Raw genomic sequence first — 16919 nt, forward strand, 5'->3', positions numbered from 1 at the left:
TGTTCCTCGTGTTCATCGGCCCTGGAAGTCCGGGTCTCGCCGTTCCCGGAACGCGGCCAGGCCTTCTTTGAAATCGCTGGTACGGCAGGAGAGTTCGAGGTTCGACAGCTCTTGATTGAGCGACTGCGACAGGGTTGCGTGCTGTCCGTAGGCGATGGCTTGTTTGGCCAGCCCGATCGCGACGGTCGGACCGGCGGCCAGCCGGCCCACCAACGTGTCGAGCGCCGTGTCCAATTCGTCGGCCGGAACCGCACTGTCGATGAGTCCCCAGTCCGCTGCCTGGGTACCCGTGACCTTCTCACCCAGCAGCAGCATGCGCTTGGCCCGGGCCACCCCGGCCAGCCGGGGCAACAGCCAGGTCGCCCCGGAATCGGGGGTGAATCCCCGGCTCATGAACGGCTCCCAGAACGTCGCTGCCGTATCGGCGACGGTGAAGTCGGCGGCCAGGGCCAGATTGCATCCCAAGCCCACCGCCCAACCCCGGACTGCGCACACCACCGGCAGTTGGATGGTGGCGACCAATTCGATGACGCGGTGGGCGGTGTGCGGTATCCGGCGGACCAGGTCGCCGGTGCGGGGCCGCCGGTCTGAATCGTTGGTGGCCATCCAATCGGCTCCGGTACAGAAGTCGTCACCGGCCCCGGTGATCGCGATGGCACGCAGCGAATCGTCGTAGGCGGCGGCGGTCAGGATGTCGACCAGGTCGTCGATCATCTGATGGCTCAACGAGTTACGTCGCGACGGACGGTCGAGGCCGATGCGCAGCACGGAGTCCGCGCGGGACGTGGTCACCGAACCGTCGCTCACCTGGAACCCAGCCTTTCCCTATCCATACAGTTGCCCATACAGTAGGCGATGCGGTTACTATCTTGTACAAGTTAGCAAGGAAAGGTCGTCGATGGAAGGACGCATACGGCGCATCCGGCAGCCCCGGGTTGCCGAGATCGTCGCGTCCAAATTGCGCGACGACATCCTGTCCGGCCGTCTGCGCGAAGGCGACATCCTGCCCACCCAGGAGAGCCTGTTTCAGGAGTTCGGGGTCAGTCCACCCGCCTTGCGCGAGGCCATCCACCTGCTCGAGACCGACGGACTGATCTCCGTGCGCCGCGGGAACGTCGGAGGTGCGGTGGTGCAGACGCCGTCGGCCGAGCGCACCGCGCACATGATCGGCATGGTGCTGCAGACCCGTGCCGCTACGCCGGCCGATGTCAGTGAGGCGCTGCTGCGCCTCGAGCCGATCTGTGCGGGGATGTGCGCTGCCCGGGAGGACCGGGCGACCGAGGTGGTTCCGCATCTGCAGGCCGAGATCGATCTGCAGGCAGCGCAATTCGATGACACCTCGCAGTATGTGCCGAACGCCAGAAGGTTCCACGAAGCCCTGGTGTCTCGATGTGGCAATGAGCCGATGATCCTGCTGATCGGCTCGCTGGAGTTGATCTGGTCCACCCACGAGTCCGGGGTATGGACCGGGGAGGGCGAGGCGGGCATGTCGGACAAGACCATGCGGGCGGCACTTCGTGATCACCAGCGGCTGCTGGACGCGATCGCCGACGGCAACTCGGCGCGGGCGACCAAGCTCGCGGCCGACCATCTCACCGCCGCGCGGCGCACGACGCTGGCTGCCGGCAACGACAAAACCATTGAAGCGAGGTTGATTTCGCATGACAGATGACCGGGTGCTGTTCGAGGTCGATGCGGATCACCGCATCGCCACCATCACGCTGAACAATCCAAGGCAGCGCAACTCCTACGATGCGGCGATGCGCGACGAGATCGCCCGCTACCTCGACATCGTGGCAGATGACGACGATCTGACCGTGGTGTTGCTACGTGGTGCCGAGGGCGTGTTCAGTACCGGCGCGGATATGAACAATGCCTACGGCTGGTATGGCGATGAGCGCTCGCGCGAAGAGCAGAGTGCTGGAGCGGAGCGCTCGCGCGAAGCTGCTCCCAAGAAGTCTCGTCCCAGCCAGCGTCGGCGGCTCACCGTGGACCGCAAGTCTTTTGGCTTCTATCACAACTTCATGGGGTTCCCGAAGGTCACCGTGGGGGAGATCAGCGGTTACGCGCTGGGCGGTGGATTCGAGATGGCGCTGATGACCGACATCTCGGTGATTGCGCGCGATACCAAGATCGGGATGCCGGCCACGCGATTCCTCGGGCCCGCGCTGGGCAGCCTGCACATGTTCTTCCATCGTCTCGGCCCGGTGCTGGCCCGGCGGATGCTGCTGACCGGCGACATCGTCGAGGCCGGATCCATCGAGCACCTCGGCATCTTCACCGACACATGCGACGCCGATCAGGTGCCGGCCCGGGCGCAGTACTGGGCGGCCAAGGCGGCCAAGATGCCGGCCGACGGCGTGGTGATCGCCAAGGAGGCGTTCCGGCTCGTCGAACAGAGCCAGGCATATCAGGGTGAGGAGGTGGCCAGCTACATCTTCCACGCCTACGGCACCAACCTGCAGTTCTCGCCCGGTGAGTTCAATTTCGTCAAGACCCGCGCGCAGCATGGGACGAAGGAAGCGTTCCGGCTCCGCGACGAACATTTCCACGTCCCCGAACCGCAGTAGAAACTCGTCCTGATACCGTTACAGAAACACGATATAGCGTAAAGGTGAAACCATGCCAACACCCGTCATCGTGGGCGCTGCCCGCACTGCGATCGGCCGCTCCTTCAAGGGGACGCTGGTCAACACCCCGCCGGAAACCCTGATCACCACGGTCCTGCCCGAGGTCGTGCGTCGTGCCGGGATCAACCCGGAGGCGATCGACGATCTGATCTTCGCCGAATCCAACTACGGCGGCGGGGATATCGCGCGCTACGCGGCCGACGCGCTGGGCTGGCAGTCGGTGCCCGGTCAGGCCGTCAACCGGCACTGCGCGGGGTCGCTCACCGCGATCGGCAACGCGTCCGCGCAGATCGGCTCCGGCATGGAGCGCGTGCTGGTGGCCGGCGGAGTGCAGTCGCTGTCCTCGTCGCCGCTGATGAAGTGGCGAGTGCCGGGATTCGGTCCCGAGATCGAGTTCATCGAGCCGTGGATGACCCCGACGCATGTCGAGACCCCGGATGCGCCGATGCGCGACATGTCGATCACGGTCGGCTGGAACACCGCGCAGGCCGCGGGCATCAGCCGTGAGGACATGGACGCCTGGGCCGCGCGGTCGCACCAGCGCGCCATCGCCGCCATCGATGCGGGCAAGTTCCTCGACGAGATCGTGCCGCTGAAGGTGAACCAGCCCGACGGCTCGGTCATCGAGTTCAGCGTCGACGAGCACCCGCGCCGCGGCACCACCGCCGAGAAGCTCGCCGAACTCAAGGTCCTGCACCCGGAGATCGAAGGATTCTCCATCACCGCGGGCAACAGCAGCGGCACCAACGACGCTGCCGCTGCTGTCGCGCTGGTCGGCGACGACTACGCGGCCGCGGAAAACCTCAACGTGATGGCCAAGGTCCGGGCTTGGGGTGCGGTCGGCGTGGCCGCCCATGACACCGGCCTGGGCGGCGTCGAGGTGATCGGCAAGGTTCTGGCCCGCGCCGGCCTCAAGCCGTCCGACGTGGCGCTGTGGGAGATCAACGAGGCCTTCGCCTCGGTGCCGATCGCCGCGGTGCGCAAGTACGGCATCGACGAGGAGCTGGTGAACTTCTCCGGCAGCGGCTGCAGCCTCGGCCACCCGATCTCGGCCTCCGGTGCGCGCATGGTGACCACGCTGATCTACGAACTGCAGCGGCGCGGTGGCGGTATCGGTGTAGCCGCGATGTGCGCCGGTGGCGGTCAGGGTGGCGGGCTGGTCATCGAGGTCTAGTTCCGAGGTGCCGAACGTTGGCTTGCGTTCGAGAATTCAGAGAATTTTCGACATCAAGCCAACGTTCGGGCTCAGCTGGCGGCGGCCTTGCGCCGGGCAGGCGTCTTCTTGGCCTTGCCGGAGTTGGCTTCGATCCGCGCTGCGGCGTGGTCGAGGATGCACTCCAGGCCGTACTCGAAGTTCTTCTCGTCGGCCGCGCCGATGCGGTGCCCCTCACTCGTGACCTGTGCCAGCAGCGGGGTGACGTCGGGGTCGATGACCATGGCCTCTTCGTAATCGCCCGGCGCGTTGTCGTTGGCCCGGTTCTTCTCGTAGAGGCGGTGCAGCACGACCGATCCGCGGACATGTACGGACACCGCGGAATACGTGTCGAAGGCATCCTCGACCGACAGCCCGGCCTCGACCAGGCCGGAGATCGCGGTCTCCATCTCCTGCACACCCAGGCGGGCGGCGCGCGGGCTCAATGCCGAGCGGATGAGGATGAGATCACACAGAATCGGGTTACCCATGAAGGCTTTTCGCATGGTTCTGGCGTGGTTGGCCAGCGACTCGCGCCAATCCTTGGCCTCGACGTAGGGGGTGGCGACGACGAACTCGCGCAGCGCGCGGTCGGTCATGGCGTTGAGCAGATCGTCCTTCTTGCGGAAGTACCAGTAGATGCTGGTGACGCCGACGCCCAGATGTTTGCCCAGCAGCGGCATGCTCAGGTTGTCGATCGACACCTGCTCGGCGAGTTCGAAGGCGCCCTTGATGATGTCCTCGGGATTGATGGACCCGCGTTCGCGCCGTTGCCGTTTCTCAGCCGTCGGTTGCTTTGCCACTGCGGGCACCTCCATCGAAGTCGATACTCTCAAGCCGTCCCTGCGCCGCGGTTCAATCGCAGGTGAATTTACCGTCGGCTGCCACCTGAACTGCGCCTATGCGCGCGTGTCGCGGGGTCTTGTCGCTGTCAACCTTACCGGTAGCCCTTCCGTGGGTGCCGTCCACCAATCGCGTCGATGCGTCGCTCGGGCCCTGCCGGCGGGGTGCCGACTCTGTACTGTAATCCCTATAGTAGGCTTTTCCGGGTTATCGGGCTTCGCGAGCGAAGGGGCATTTTGGTGTCGGAAGTAGTTCTGCGGGAGCGTCGGGGTCGGACGCTCATCATCACGATCAATCGTCCGGAAGCGCGTAACGCGTTCAACCTTGCGGTGGTGCAGGGGCTCGCCGATGCCATGGACGAACTGGACGACACCGCCGAGTTGTCGGTGGCGGTCCTCACCGGTGCGGGCGGAAACTTCTGCGCCGGCATGGACCTCAAGGCGTTCGCCTCGGGTGAGCTGCCCTATGTCCCGGGCCGCGGTGCAGGTTTCACCGAACGCCCGCCACGCAAGCCCTTGATCGCGGCGGTCGAAGGGTTCGCGCTCGCCGGCGGTACCGAGTTGGTGCTGGCCACCGACCTGGTGGTCGCCTCCAAGGTCGCCAAGTTCGGCATCCCCGAGGTCAAGCGCGGTCTGGTGGCCGGTGGCGGAGGCCTGTTGCGCCTGCACCAGCGCATCCCGTACCAGAAGGCGATGGAACTCGCTCTCACCGGCGACAGCTTCACCGCCGAGGAAGCTGCCGCGTGGGGCTTCGTCAACAAGCTGACCGAGCCCGGTGGCGCGCTCGACGGTGCGCTCGAACTTGCCGACCGGATCACGGCCAACGGTCCGCTGGCCGTGGCGGTGACCAAAGAGATCATCGCCTCGTCCTCGGAGTGGTCGGCCGACGAGATGTGGAAGAAGCAGGGCGAACTGCTCGGACCGGTGTTCTCCTCGAACGACGCCAAGGAGGGGGCCATCGCGTTCGCCGAGAAGCGCGCCCCCAATTGGACCGGTTCCTGATCCCGGCGGGCAGGAGCGAAGCGACCGGGGAATAGTCTGCGCCATGGATTTGGGATTCGCGGGGACGGCGACCGTCGTCGTGGGCGGTGGCCGGGGGATGGGCTTCGCGACGGCGCAATGTCTGGCCGAGGACGGGGCGCGTATCGCGATCGTCGGGCGGTCGCGCGATGTACTCGACGCGGCGGCAACGAAGTTGACCCGCCTCGGGTCACCGGAGGCAATCGCGATCGTCGCCGACACTTCTGACGGCGCCCAGGTCGAGCAGGCCTTCGCCGAGGTGGCCGAGCGCTGGGGTGAGCTCAACGCCTTGATCAACACGGTCGGCCCGGGTGCTGCGGGCAACTTCGAGGAGTTGACCGACGACCAGTGGCAGGAGGCGTTCGACGCCGGCCTTATGGGCATGGTGCGTTGCGTGCGTGCGGCATTGCCGTTGCTGCGCAACGCCGAATGGGCGCGCATCGTCAACTTCTCGGCCCACTCCACCCAGCGGCAGAGCACCCGGCTGCCGGCCTACACCGCGGCCAAGGCGGCGGTGAACAGTGTGTCCAAGAACCTGTCGCTGTTGCTGGCCAAGGACGAGATCATGGTCAATGTGGTGTCGCCGGGCAGCATCTCGTCGGAGGCGCTGCGGGGCTGGGCCGCCACGGTGGGCGTCGACGGCGACGACCCGTATGCGTTGATGACTGCCATCGATGAGCACTTCGGGCATCCCGCCCACCTGCCGCGTGCCGGACTGCCCAGCGAAATCGGGCCGGTCGCAGCGTTTCTCGCCTCCAGGCGCAACTCCTACATGACAGGGGCGAACATCAACGTCGACGGTGGCAGCGACTTTATCTAGCCTTCATCCGATCCAGGTCCACAGGAGCGCGGTATGGCAACGGCAAGCGAAGCTCGCGACTGGGCCCGCGGTGCCCTGCGCGGTATCGGTGACTCTCTCTACACCCCGTTCTGCGGAACCGACGGTGACGACATCGACTGGGACGCCTACCGGTACCTGGTGCGCTACTGCGTCGGCGATCTGGGCCACCAGATGCTGTGGTGCACCAGTGGTTTGGCCGAGTTCTGGGCGCTCACCCTCGCCGAGCGCAAACAACTGCTCGAGGTCGCGATCGAGGAGGGGCGCCGGGCCAACCCGGACGTCGTGGTTCAGGCGTGCACCGCGGCGACATCGGCCAAAGACTGTCTGGAACTCACACTGCATGCCCAGCAGGCGGGTGCGGACATCGTCTACATCCAGACCCCGATGATGGAGGCACACGGGGGCGAAGGGGTGCTCCGGTTTTTCCAGTACATCGCCGACCGCACCGACATCGCCCTGGGGATGTTCAACTCGCCGTCGTCGGGCTACGTGCTGACACCCGACGAGAGCGCCCGCATCGCCGAGGCGATCCCGGCGGTGTGCGCCACCAAGGAGGGCGCGTTCCGGCCCGCGGCGAGCCGTCGACTGCATGAACTGGCGCCATATCTTGCGGTGTGGGAGTGCGACACCACGGTGTACCGCGCCGGCTGGCTGCGGGACGGCATCGTATGCGCGGCCCAGTTGGGCACTGCCGGATATCTCTACGAAACTCCGCAACGCCGCATTTTCACCGAGTACTGGGGCCTGGTGTATGCCGACCGGCTCATCGAGGCCATGGACTTCGGCCGCGACTCCGGCCTCGATCAGTTCAGCTTTGACATCGGGCCGTGGTTCACGTGTTACCCGGGTCGGGCCGACTATTTCACCCACTGGGCCGGCGCCTTCAAACACGCGGCCTCGGTGTTGGGCCTGCCCATCGGTGACTATCCGCACTCCCGTCCGCCCCAGGTCGTCCTTCCCGAGGCGGCGAAGGCCCAGATCGAGACCGCCTACCGGAAGCTCGGTTTGATCGACTCCTGAGACGTCTTTGCGCAGGTCGAGACCGTAATACCGGGCTTGCGGAATGCGCTACCGATAGGTATACAGTATGTATGTCTGAACGGCTGGAGTGGCATCGGGGAGGTATCGGCGCATGACGGTCGCTGACAGTGTGGGAACTGAGGCGGTGCTGTACGAGACAACGGACGCCGGCGTCGCCGTCATCACTCTGAACCGGCCGGACAGGCTGAACTCCTGGGGCGCCGACATTTCTTCCGGTGTATACGCCGCGTTCGATCGCGCCGAGGCGGATTCCGCGGTACGTGCGATCGTGCTGACAGGCAACGGCCGTGGCTTCTGTGCCGGCGCGTACATGGGAGATATGGCCTCGCTGGGCAACTCGATCAGTGGGGACACCGACGTCAGCAAGCTGGTCGGGGAACGTCACCCCTATTTCCTGACCGAACTGCGCAAGCCGGTCATCGCGGCCATCAACGGCGCATGCGTGGGCATCGGGCTCACCCACGCGTTGATGTGTGACGTGCGGTTCGCCGCTGCCGGAGCCAAATTCGCCACCGCCTTTCCGCGCCGCGGTTTGATCGGCGAGTACGGCATCACCTGGATCCTGCCGCGACTGGCCGGCTGGGGTGCCTCTGCGGATCTGCTGCTGAGCGGGCGGACCTTCCTCGCGGAGGAGGCGCTGCAGCTGGGCTTGGTGAAAGAGGTTGTGGCACCGGAAGATCTGTTGCCTCGGGCACTGGAGTACGCCGAGGACCTGGCTCGCCACTGCTCGCCGGCGTCGATGGCGGTGATCAAACGTCAGCTCTACGGCGATGCTCACGACGATGTGCGCGCTGTCAGTGCCCGCGCCGAGGGCCTCATGCACGAATCCATGGTGCGGCCCGATCTGATCGAGGGCATTACCGCTTTCTTCGAGAAACGGCCTCCGAATTTCCCGTCCCTGAAAGAAGGTTGATGACATGACCGAAGCTCCCGAGCGGCTTCCGTACCTCGCCGTCGACGTCGACAACCACTACTACGAACCGGTGGACGCGTTCACCCGCCACCTGCCCAAGGAATTCCGCAGCCGCGGAGTCCAGATGGTGCAGGACGGGAAGCGCACTTTGGCGCTGTTCGGCGGCACGGTCAACCATTTCATCCCGAACCCCACCTTCGACCCGATCATCGAACCGGGCTGCCTGGATCTGCTGTTCCGCGGTGAGATCCCCGAAGGAGTGGATCCGGCGTCACTGATGAAGGTGGACCGGCTGGCCGATCATCCCGAATACCAGAACCGCGACGCCCGGGTGAAGGTATTGGACCGGCAGCGCCTGGAGACGGTGTTCATGCTGCCGACCTTCGCGTGCGGCGTGGAGGAGGGTCTGAAACACGATATCGAGGCCACTATGGCCTCGGTGCACGCCTTCAACCTGTGGCTGGACGAGGACTGGGGTTTCGATCGTCCCGACGGCCGCTTCGTGTCCGCGCCGATCATCTCTCTGGCCGATCCCGAAAAAGCCGTCGAGGAAGTCGAATTCGTACTCAGCCGGGGCGCCAAGCTGGTGTGCGTGCGGCCGGCCCCGGTGCCGGGCGAGGTCAGGCCGCGATCCCTGGGCGATCCGCTGCACGATCCGGTGTGGGCGCGGCTGGCGGAGGCCGGAGTGGGCGTGGTCTTCCATCTGTCGGACTCCGGGTACATGGCGGTCCCTGCACTGTGGGGCGGCAGCGGCGTGTTCAAGGGATTCGGCAAGCGTGATCCGCTCGACATGGTGATCATGGACGACCGGGCCATTCACGACACCATGGCCTCGATGATCGTGCACCAGGTGTTCACCCGGCACCCCAAGCTCAAGGTCGTCAGCATCGAGAACGGCTCCTACTTCGTCTACCGGTTGATCAAGCGATTGAAGAAGGCGGCCAACAACGCGCCGTACCACTTCAAGGAGGATCCGGTCGAGCAGCTGCGCAACAACGTCTGGATCGCCCCGTACTACGAAGACGATGTGAAGCTGCTCGCCGAGACCATGGGCGTCGACAAGATCCTGTTCGGCTCGGACTGGCCGCACGGCGAGGGCCTGGCCGATCCGACCACCTTCACCGCCGACATTCCGCAGTTCCCCGAGTTCAGTCACGAGGACACCCGAAAGGTCATGCGCGACAACGCCCTCACCTTGCTCGGCGATCCCGAGCGCACCGCTCCCGGTGCTCAGCACCTCTCGGTGTCGGTGTAACCGCCCACCATGGCCGAATGGACCATCGGTGCCGTCGTCGACGCGATCGCCGAGGCGGTACCCGACCGCGAGATGACGGTGTGCGGGGCACGCCGCACCACGTTTGCCGAAGGTGCTGACCGGACCCGTCGGCTGGCGAACTTCCTTGCCTCCCAAGGGCTGGGCGCGTACCGGGAGCGCGGGGATCTGAACCGCTGGGAATGCGGTCAGGACGTGATCGCGCTCGTCATGCACAACGACCGGTACCCCGAGATGGTGATCGGCTGTCTCAAGGCGCGCACCGTCCCGGTGAACGTCAACTACTACTACTCACCGGGCGAGGTGGCCGACCTGCTGGCGTATCTGAAGCCTCGCGCGGTGATCTACCACCGCTCACTCGGGGCGAAGTTCGCTTCCGTGTTGAGGGATGAGGCGCTGCAGGCCGAATTGCTCATCTCGGTCGACGACGGTGAGGGCGCCGAGTTGCCGGGCGCGGTGTCGCTCGAAGACGCTCTTGCCCAGGGTGATACGGACCGAGTGGGCCCGGCGTCGCCCGATGACCTGCTGATGGTCTGCACCGGCGGCACGACCGGCCGTCCCAAAGGAGTGATGTGGCGCCAAGGCGATATCTACGTGTCGTCGATGAACGGCGCCGATCATGCCCACGTGAGTGAGATCCACGACAAAGTGGCCAATGCCGGTCCGCCCTGGTTCGCGGTATCCCCGTTGATGCATGCCGCCGGGATGTGGACCGCGTTCTCCGGCATGTTGTCCGGCCAGACTGTGGTGCTGCACGACACCAAGCCACGCTTCGACCCGCGCACGGTGCTCGAAACCGCGCAACGGGAGAAGATCGGCTTGATGACCATGGTCGGCGACGCCTATGCCGCACCCATCGTCGAGGAGCTGGGCAGGCGATCTTACGATCTGTCGTCGATGTTCGCCATCGGCACCGGCGGTGCGGCCACCAATCCGAAACATCAACGCGCACTGCTGGAACACATCCCGCAGATCACCATCATCAACGGGTTCGGTTCGTCGGAGACCGGCAACATGGGGTTCGGCCACACCCAGCGCGAAACGCCAACCGCCGAGACCTTTCAGTTGCGCGCCGGTGGACTGGTCCTGGCCGACGACTACTCGCATTTCCTGGAACCCGGTGACGCCAGGGTGGGCTGGGTGGCACGCAATGGCCGCATCCCGCTCGGCTACTTCAACGACGAGGCTGCGACGGTGAAGACGTTTCCCGAGGTCGCCGGCGAGCGGGTGGTGACCTCCGGTGATCGCGCCTCGCTCGATGCGGACGGCACCCTGCGCCTCTTGGGGCGAGATTCGTTGGTGATCAACACCGGTGGGGAGAAGGTGTTCGTCGAGGAGATCGAAGAAGCCCTTCGGGCCCACCCTCACGTGGTGGACGCGCTGGCTGTCGGACGCCCCAGTGAGCGGTGGGGTGAAGAAGTCGTGGCATTGGTGTCGATCCGCGGTGCCGTTGACGCCGTCGCGCTGCGGGAGCACTGTGCGACCCGGCTGGCGCGGTTCAAACTGCCCAAGGATGTGTTGTTCGTCGACGAGGTTCGCAGGCTCGGCAACGGCAAGGCCGATTACCGCTGGGCGAAGCGCTTGGCAACGCAGGAAGTGGAGATGGCGTGACGGACACAGTGAACCGAGTGATCGATTGTCTGGCCAACGTGCACTTCGGCGAGACCGAGAACCAGCCCACCTTCATGAAGAAGGTGCGCGACGACTACTTCAAGGGCCCGACGTCGATGTACGACCCCATCGACCTGGCCGAGATGCTCGACGAGATGGACACCCACGGTGTGCAGCGCGCGATTCTCATGGACAACCTCACCAAACCCTCGGTGACGGCCCGCAAGTTCGTTGAGGCCCATCCCGACCGCTTCGCGCTGGCGATGGGCGGGGTGAATCTGCTGCGCCCGATCCCGTCATTGCGCGAGCTCGCGGCGGTGGCCTCGGATCTGCCGGTCGTCTACACGGTTGTCGGACCGAGCTTCTGGGGAGACGGGCAGTACCCGCCGAGCGACGCGGTGTACTACCCGCTGTACACCAAATGCGCCGAGCTGGAACTGCCGTTGTGTGTCAACACCGGCCTTCCCGGCCCGCCGATTCCGGGCGAGGTGCAGAACCCCATCCATCTCGACCGCGTGTGCGTGCGTTTTCCCGAGTTGAAGCTCTGCATGATCCACGGCGCAGATCCGTGGTGGGACATCGCGATCCGGATGCTGATCAAGTATCAGAACCTGCGGCTCATGACCTCGGCCTGGTCGCCGAAGCGGTTGCCCGAGTCATTACTGCATTTCATGCGCACCCGGGGCAAGAACAAGATCATCTTCGCCTCCGATTTCCCGGTGCTGCGTATGCAGCGTGTGGTGCCCGAGGCGCTGGCGCTCGATCTGCCGGCTGACGTGATGGACAACTACCTCTACAACAATGCCGCCGAGTTCTTCTTCGGCGAGAGCCAGGAGAAGGAGCAGTAATGGACCGTTACGAACTGCGCAGGCTGGATTACAGCCTGACCGAGGACCACGTGGATCTTCAGACCGCGTATAAGCAGTTCTTCAAGACGCACTCCGACATCGAGACCGTGCGCGCGGCCGAGCCATCGGGCTTCGACAAGAGCCTGTGGGAAAGGTTGTGCGCCATGGGCGCAACGACGATGGCGCTGCCGGAGTCCGTCGGCGGTGACGGAGCGACACTCGTCGATCTCACGCTGGTGGCCGAGGAACTCGGGCGCTACCTGGCACCCGTTCCGTGGATCGATCATGTGGTGGCGGCGCGGTTACTCGCGCGGCTCGGTGCACTCGAGTCGTCGGAGTCGCAGGGTTCGGAGGACATCCTCAACGGCACCCAGCTGGTGGCGATCGATCCGCAGCAGAACGCACCGACCGCCTCGCGGCTCATCCCGGCGGGCTCGATCGCGGACCACGTCATCGTTCGTGACGGACAAGATCTGGTGAAGCTGGAGTTCTCCACGCGCCCGGCCCGGGTCGACAACATCGGCAAGCTGCCGATGGCCTGGGTGGATCCGGCCGCCGCCGACTCACGGGTGGTACTGGCCAGCGGTGCCGACGCCTTGGCGGCATATCAACGGGCGCTGGATGAATGGCGACTTTTGACCGCTTCGGCACTGGTCGGGCTGGTCGAGGAGACGATGACCATCGCTGCGGAGTTCGCGAAGTCCCGCTATACCCTGGGTGTACCGATCGGGACACTGCAGGGCATCTCGCATCCACTGGCCAACATCGCGATCACCGTTCAAAGCGGGCGTGGTCTGGCCCGTCGGGCGGCGTGGTTCCTCGACAACGAGCCGGACGAGCGGCCGGAACTCGCACCTTCGGCATTCGTCTTCATGGCCGAGGAGGCCGCCAAGGCTGCCACCATGGCGGTCCACGTCCAGGGCGGGCTCGGGGTGTCCGCGGAGGCGGCAGCCACCGCCTACCTGGTGCGAGCCCGCGGCTGGGCGCTGGCCGGCGGTGACCCGGGCGCCACCGCTGTGCACGTCGCCGAAATCGTTGCCGCTCGCGAAAGCAGGGTCTAGACATGGATTTCTCAGTAGTCGAACTGTCCGCGGAAGACGAGGCGTTCCGCGCCGAGGTGCGCGAGTTCCTGGCCAGTGTGGTGACCGAGGATGTCATCCGCCGCGACCGCGAGACCGGTGACAACTTCGACGAAGGTGTGCACCTGGCCCTGGGTGCCGCGGGGTATCTGGAGAAGGAATGGAAGACCGAGGCCGACGGCGGCTTCTCCCGAGTGCGTAGGCGCATCTGGGAATTGGAGAAGCGTCGCGCCGAAGTGCCGTGGGTGACGTGGGGGACCACCGCGATGGTGGCCCGGTCCGTCGCGAAGTTCGCGTCCCCGGAGATCCGCGACGATGTGCTGCGCGGGGTGTTCGACGGGACCGTGCGGCTGTGCCTCGGCTACACCGAACCCGAAGGCGGCTCAGACGTCGCGACGTGCAAGACCCGCGCGGTGCGGGACGGCGACCAATGGGTCATTAACGGCTCCAAGATGTTCACCACGGGAGCGCACAACTGCCAGTACGTCTTCCTGATCACCAACACCGATCCGGAAGCGCCGAAACACAAGAGCCTCACCATGTTCCTGGTGCCGCTGGATTCAGAGGGCATCGAGATCCAGGGCATCCGTACCGTCGACGGTGACCGCACCAACATCGTCTACTACTCCGATGTGCGAGTCGATGACAAGTATCGGCTCGGCGACGTCAACGGTGGTTGGACGGTGGTGCGTGAGCCGCTCGACGCCGAGCACGGGGCCGTCGCGGCCGCCGACGACGGCTTGGCCGACGTGGCGATCATGATGCACCAGGCCGGGTTCATGGCCGAGGCGTTGGACAACGTGGCCGCACTGGTGGGCAGGTCCGGCGCCGTCGACGACGGGTCCGTCGCCTATCGATTGGGGCGCAGCGTCGCTCGAATGGAAGCCTCGCTGTCCTCGCCGAGCATCTTCGGCCGGGTGGCACTGGCGCAGACCATGCGCGATATCGCTCCGGATCTCATGGATATCGCGGGATCTGTTGCCGCACTGCCGATCGGGGCCGACGGGGGAGCCGACGACCGCAGCGAGTACGTCTACCGCTTCGCGCCGCTGGTCGGTATCTACGGCGGCACGCTGGAGGTGTTCCGCAACATGATCGCCCAGCACGTGCTGGGTCTCGGCAAGCCGAATTACTCGGCGCCCAAGGCGAAAGCGTCCTGAGGCAACAACCGCCGAAACGGCATTCCGGCAGGAAAAGTGCGAGTAGCGGCCTGCCGGAATGCCGTTTCGGCGGGATGGCTGGTCAGACTTCGGCCAGCTGCTTGTTGAGCTGATCGCCCTCGATGTCGAGGTTGGGCAGTACGCGCTCCAGCCGCCTGGGCAGCCACCAGGCCTTCTCACCCAGCATCGACATCACGGCCGGCACGATCGCCATCCGCACCACGAAGGCGTCGATCAGCACGCCGAAGGCCAGTGCGAAACCGATCTGCTTGATCATCGGATCGCCGTTGAACACGAACCCGGCGAACACCGACATCATGATCACCGCGGCCGCGACCACGACCCGGCTGGCCTGGGTGAAGCCGTGGGTGACCGCATCGTCGCCGCGGTGCCCGTGAACGTGCGCCTCCTTCATCGACGACACCAGGAACACCTGGTAGTCCATCGCGAGCCCGTACAGCACACCGATCACGATGATCGGCAGCAGGCTCAGGATGGGCCCCGTCGCGGTCAAGCCGAACAACTGCTGGAACCAACCCCATTGGAACAGAGCGGTGGTCGCGCCGAACGTGGCCATTACGCTGAGCAGGAATCCGACGGTCGCCTTGACCGGAACCGCGATCGACCGGAACACCACCAGCAGCACCAGCAATGACAGGCCGACGACGACGCCGATGTAGAGCGGTATGGCCTCGGCGAGGCGATCCGTGGTGTCGACTCCCATCGCGGTGATACCGGTGACGCCGAGGTCGACATCGTGCAACTCGGCCAGCGGTCCGGTGTGGGCCCGGATGTCGCGAACCAGCTGTGCGGTCGCATCATTGGTGGGCCCGGTGGCGGGCACCACCGAGAACAGGGCGAATTCCTCGTCGTCACTGACCTTTTGCAGGCTCACCGATTCGACACCGGCCATTCGGCGCAGATCGTTGTTGGTGTCGACCAGGTCGGCCGTGGTGAGCTTGCCGTTGCCCGCCGCCGGTTCGGCGACCACCACGAGCGGCCCGTTATAGCCCTCGCCGTAGTGGCTGGAGACCAGGTCGTAGCTCTCGCGCTGCGGCGTGCCCTGGTTGTAACTGGCGCCCGCGGGCAGACCCATCGACATGCCCAGTGCCGGCAGCGCCAGCAGCGCGGCGATCACCACGCCGCCGATGGCGACCGGAACCCGGTGGCGCAACACCGCACCGACCCAGGCGGTCGCGAAGCGGTGGTTGGCCGCGTTGTCGGCGGATTGCGTGCGCCGCGACTTGTCGGAGCAGATGCGCTCGCCGACCAGACCGAGCAGGGCCGGCAGCAGCGTGAGGGCGGCGATCACCGCGACCACGACGGTGGCCGCGGCCGCGAGCGCCATCGGGGTCAGCAGCGAGATGCCGACGACGGTCAGCGCAACCAGCGCGATCACCACGGTGGTGCCGGCGAAAATCACTGCACTACCGGCAGTTCCGAGTGCCCGTCCGGTTGCCTCGGAGGCGCTGAGCCCCTGGTCGATGATGAGCCGACGCTGGCGGTTGACGATGAACATCGCGTAGTCGATACCGACGGCCAGGCCCAGCATCAACGCCAGCACGGCGGTCATCGACTGCATGTTCACCAGATGCGAGAACAGGAAGGTTCCGCCGACGCCGACCGCGACGGAGCTCAGTGCGGTGGCCAGCGGCAGACCCGCTGCCACCAGTGAGCCGAGAGTGACGACGAGAACCAACGCGGCAACCGCGAGGCCGACGACCTCGCCCACGCCGACGATCTCGGGCATCTCGACCATGCTGGCCGACGGCAGCACGTCGATCCCGGTGGCAGACACCGCGTCGCGGGCGGCATCCACCGCCTTTTCGACTGTGCCCGACGGCAGCTCGGCAGTCTGCTTGTCGAACTGGAACTGGTACAGCGCAGCCGCGCCGTCGCCGGAGATCAGGACACCGGGGACCGGTTGCCCGTCGACCACCGATGGTTGCGCTGAATCAGGGCCGGCCGGTGCGGGCACCTGAGTTCGGGCAATGGCAGCCGACGCGGTCAGGGTGGGGCTGGCAGGACCCTTGGCCATCTCCCTCTGGGCGAGTGCGCCGGGGTCGAGCACATGCTCGGAATGTGACACCGAATCGACGGCACGCAGTAGTGCCGCCCGGTTGTCTCCCTCGTCCATGCGCCCGCCGTCGGGAGCGGCAAAGGCGATCAGCCCTTGCCCGCCCGAAGACTCGGGCATGCGCTGCGCGAGGTCATCGATGACCTCTTGTGCGGGCGTGCCGTTGATGCGCATCTCGTTCGAGACCTTGGGTGGGTTGGCCACGAGCAGCCCCGCCACCACCGCGATCAGCGCGAGCCAGCCACTGATCACGAGCCACGGACGACTGAAGGCGAAGCGTCCCAGTCGATACAGATAGGTGGACATATAAGTGAGAGTAGGCTCTCAATATGGGAGTAAGCTATCATTTGTTGCCAAACCCATTCCCGGCGCACGAACATGACCTGCGCCAC

General features: G+C 65.6%; 15 protein-coding genes. 12 read left to right on the plus strand and 3 right to left on the minus strand.

Features of this window, described 5'->3' with window-relative positions:
• Window positions 1–12 precede the first annotated feature (12 nt).
• A complete protein-coding gene (locus QQ25_RS11585) occupies window positions 13–807 on the minus strand; it encodes an enoyl-CoA hydratase/isomerase family protein (protein ID WP_039378839.1) in 795 nt (264 codons plus the stop codon).
• A gap of 91 nt (window positions 808–898) precedes the next feature.
• Here QQ25_RS11585 and QQ25_RS11590 point away from each other — a divergent pair, with 91 nt between their 5' ends.
• The 3 genes from QQ25_RS11590 to QQ25_RS11600 are packed head-to-tail and all read left to right on the plus strand — an operon-like array spanning window position 899 to window position 3804.
• The gene (locus QQ25_RS11590; RefSeq protein WP_039378840.1) at window positions 899–1672 is read left to right on the plus strand and encodes a FadR/GntR family transcriptional regulator; all 774 of its coding nucleotides are present in this window, start codon (window positions 899–901) and stop codon (window positions 1670–1672) included.
• On the plus strand, window positions 1662–2570 hold the full coding sequence (locus QQ25_RS11595; RefSeq protein ID WP_039378841.1) for an enoyl-CoA hydratase/isomerase family protein: 909 nt from the start codon (window positions 1662–1664) through the stop codon (window positions 2568–2570). The genes QQ25_RS11590 and QQ25_RS11595 overlap by 11 nt, the downstream gene beginning before the upstream one ends.
• 52 nt (window positions 2571–2622) lie before the next feature.
• On the plus strand, window positions 2623–3804 hold the full coding sequence (locus tag QQ25_RS11600; RefSeq protein WP_039378843.1) for a thiolase family protein: 1182 nt from the start codon (window positions 2623–2625) through the stop codon (window positions 3802–3804).
• 71 nt (window positions 3805–3875) lie between these two features.
• Here QQ25_RS11600 and QQ25_RS11605 read toward each other — a convergent pair whose 3' ends face one another.
• A complete protein-coding gene (locus QQ25_RS11605; RefSeq protein WP_198530778.1) occupies window positions 3876–4640 on the minus strand; it encodes a TetR/AcrR family transcriptional regulator in 765 nt (254 codons plus the stop codon).
• 264 nt (window positions 4641–4904) lie between these two features.
• Between QQ25_RS11605 and QQ25_RS11610 the strand changes: the two genes are divergently transcribed.
• The 9 genes from QQ25_RS11610 (at window position 4905) to QQ25_RS11650 (ending at window position 14450) form a co-directional block, all read left to right on the plus strand.
• Window positions 4905–5666, plus strand: a complete 762-nt coding sequence (locus QQ25_RS11610; RefSeq protein WP_039378844.1) for a crotonase/enoyl-CoA hydratase family protein — start codon at window positions 4905–4907, stop codon at window positions 5664–5666.
• Window positions 5667–5709: 43 nt separating this feature from the next.
• On the plus strand, window positions 5710–6504 hold the full coding sequence (locus tag QQ25_RS11615; protein ID WP_039378845.1) for an SDR family NAD(P)-dependent oxidoreductase: 795 nt from the start codon (window positions 5710–5712) through the stop codon (window positions 6502–6504).
• A 33-nt stretch (window positions 6505–6537) separates the two neighbouring features.
• Complete coding sequence (locus tag QQ25_RS11620; RefSeq protein ID WP_039378847.1) at window positions 6538–7545, plus strand: dihydrodipicolinate synthase family protein; 1008 nt, start codon at window positions 6538–6540, stop codon at window positions 7543–7545.
• 112 nt (window positions 7546–7657) lie between these two features.
• The gene (locus QQ25_RS11625; RefSeq protein ID WP_039318085.1) at window positions 7658–8479 is read left to right on the plus strand and encodes an enoyl-CoA hydratase; all 822 of its coding nucleotides are present in this window, start codon (window positions 7658–7660) and stop codon (window positions 8477–8479) included.
• A 4-nt stretch (window positions 8480–8483) separates the two neighbouring features.
• Complete coding sequence (locus QQ25_RS11630) at window positions 8484–9734, plus strand: amidohydrolase family protein (RefSeq protein ID WP_039378848.1); 1251 nt, start codon at window positions 8484–8486, stop codon at window positions 9732–9734.
• A gap of 9 nt (window positions 9735–9743) precedes the next feature.
• Window positions 9744–11363, plus strand: a complete 1620-nt coding sequence (locus QQ25_RS11635) for an acyl-CoA synthetase (protein ID WP_039378849.1) — start codon at window positions 9744–9746, stop codon at window positions 11361–11363.
• A complete protein-coding gene (locus QQ25_RS11640; protein ID WP_039318093.1) occupies window positions 11360–12211 on the plus strand; it encodes an amidohydrolase family protein in 852 nt (283 codons plus the stop codon). Before QQ25_RS11635 ends, QQ25_RS11640 begins: the two co-directional genes overlap by 4 nt.
• Window positions 12211–13272 (plus strand): acyl-CoA dehydrogenase family protein, encoded by a 1062-nt coding sequence (locus tag QQ25_RS11645; protein ID WP_039318097.1) that lies wholly within the window; start codon window positions 12211–12213, stop codon window positions 13270–13272. The genes QQ25_RS11640 and QQ25_RS11645 overlap by 1 nt, the downstream gene beginning before the upstream one ends.
• Before the next feature lie 2 nt (window positions 13273–13274).
• Window positions 13275–14450 carry an acyl-CoA dehydrogenase family protein gene (locus QQ25_RS11650; RefSeq protein WP_039378850.1) on the plus strand — a complete coding sequence of 392 codons (1176 nt, stop codon included), beginning with the start codon at window positions 13275–13277 and terminating at the stop codon, window positions 14448–14450.
• Window positions 14451–14532: 82 nt separating this feature from the next.
• Here the strand turns inward: QQ25_RS11650 and QQ25_RS11655 are convergent, their stop codons facing one another.
• Window positions 14533–16833, minus strand: a complete 2301-nt coding sequence (locus QQ25_RS11655) for an MMPL family transporter (protein ID WP_039378851.1) — start codon at window positions 16831–16833, stop codon at window positions 14533–14535.
• Window positions 16834–16919: the final 86 nt, after the last annotated feature.

Source organism: Mycolicibacterium setense (assembly GCF_000805385.1).
GTDB classification, from domain to species: Bacteria; Actinomycetota; Actinomycetes; order Mycobacteriales; family Mycobacteriaceae; genus Mycobacterium; species Mycobacterium setense.

Coding starts and splice junctions, on each gene's coding strand:
- QQ25_RS11600 (WP_039378843.1), top strand. CDS start 2,623: ATGCCAACACCCGTCATCGTGGGCGCTGCCCGCACTGCGATCGGCCGC.
- QQ25_RS11630 (WP_039378848.1), top strand. CDS start 8,484: ATGACCGAAGCTCCCGAGCGGCTTCCGTACCTCGCCGTCGACGTCGAC.
- QQ25_RS11625 (WP_039318085.1), top strand. CDS start 7,658: ATGACGGTCGCTGACAGTGTGGGAACTGAGGCGGTGCTGTACGAGACA.
- QQ25_RS11595 (WP_039378841.1), top strand. CDS start 1,662: ATGACAGATGACCGGGTGCTGTTCGAGGTCGATGCGGATCACCGCATC.
- QQ25_RS11650 (WP_039378850.1), top strand. CDS start 13,275: ATGGATTTCTCAGTAGTCGAACTGTCCGCGGAAGACGAGGCGTTCCGC.
- QQ25_RS11605 (WP_198530778.1), bottom strand. CDS start 4,640: ATGGAGGTGCCCGCAGTGGCAAAGCAACCGACGGCTGAGAAACGGCAA.
- QQ25_RS11620 (WP_039378847.1), top strand. CDS start 6,538: ATGGCAACGGCAAGCGAAGCTCGCGACTGGGCCCGCGGTGCCCTGCGC.
- QQ25_RS11645 (WP_039318097.1), top strand. CDS start 12,211: ATGGACCGTTACGAACTGCGCAGGCTGGATTACAGCCTGACCGAGGAC.
- QQ25_RS11615 (WP_039378845.1), top strand. CDS start 5,710: ATGGATTTGGGATTCGCGGGGACGGCGACCGTCGTCGTGGGCGGTGGC.
- QQ25_RS11635 (WP_039378849.1), top strand. CDS start 9,744: ATGGCCGAATGGACCATCGGTGCCGTCGTCGACGCGATCGCCGAGGCG.
- QQ25_RS11655 (WP_039378851.1), bottom strand. CDS start 16,833: ATGTCCACCTATCTGTATCGACTGGGACGCTTCGCCTTCAGTCGTCCG.
- QQ25_RS11590 (WP_039378840.1), top strand. CDS start 899: ATGGAAGGACGCATACGGCGCATCCGGCAGCCCCGGGTTGCCGAGATC.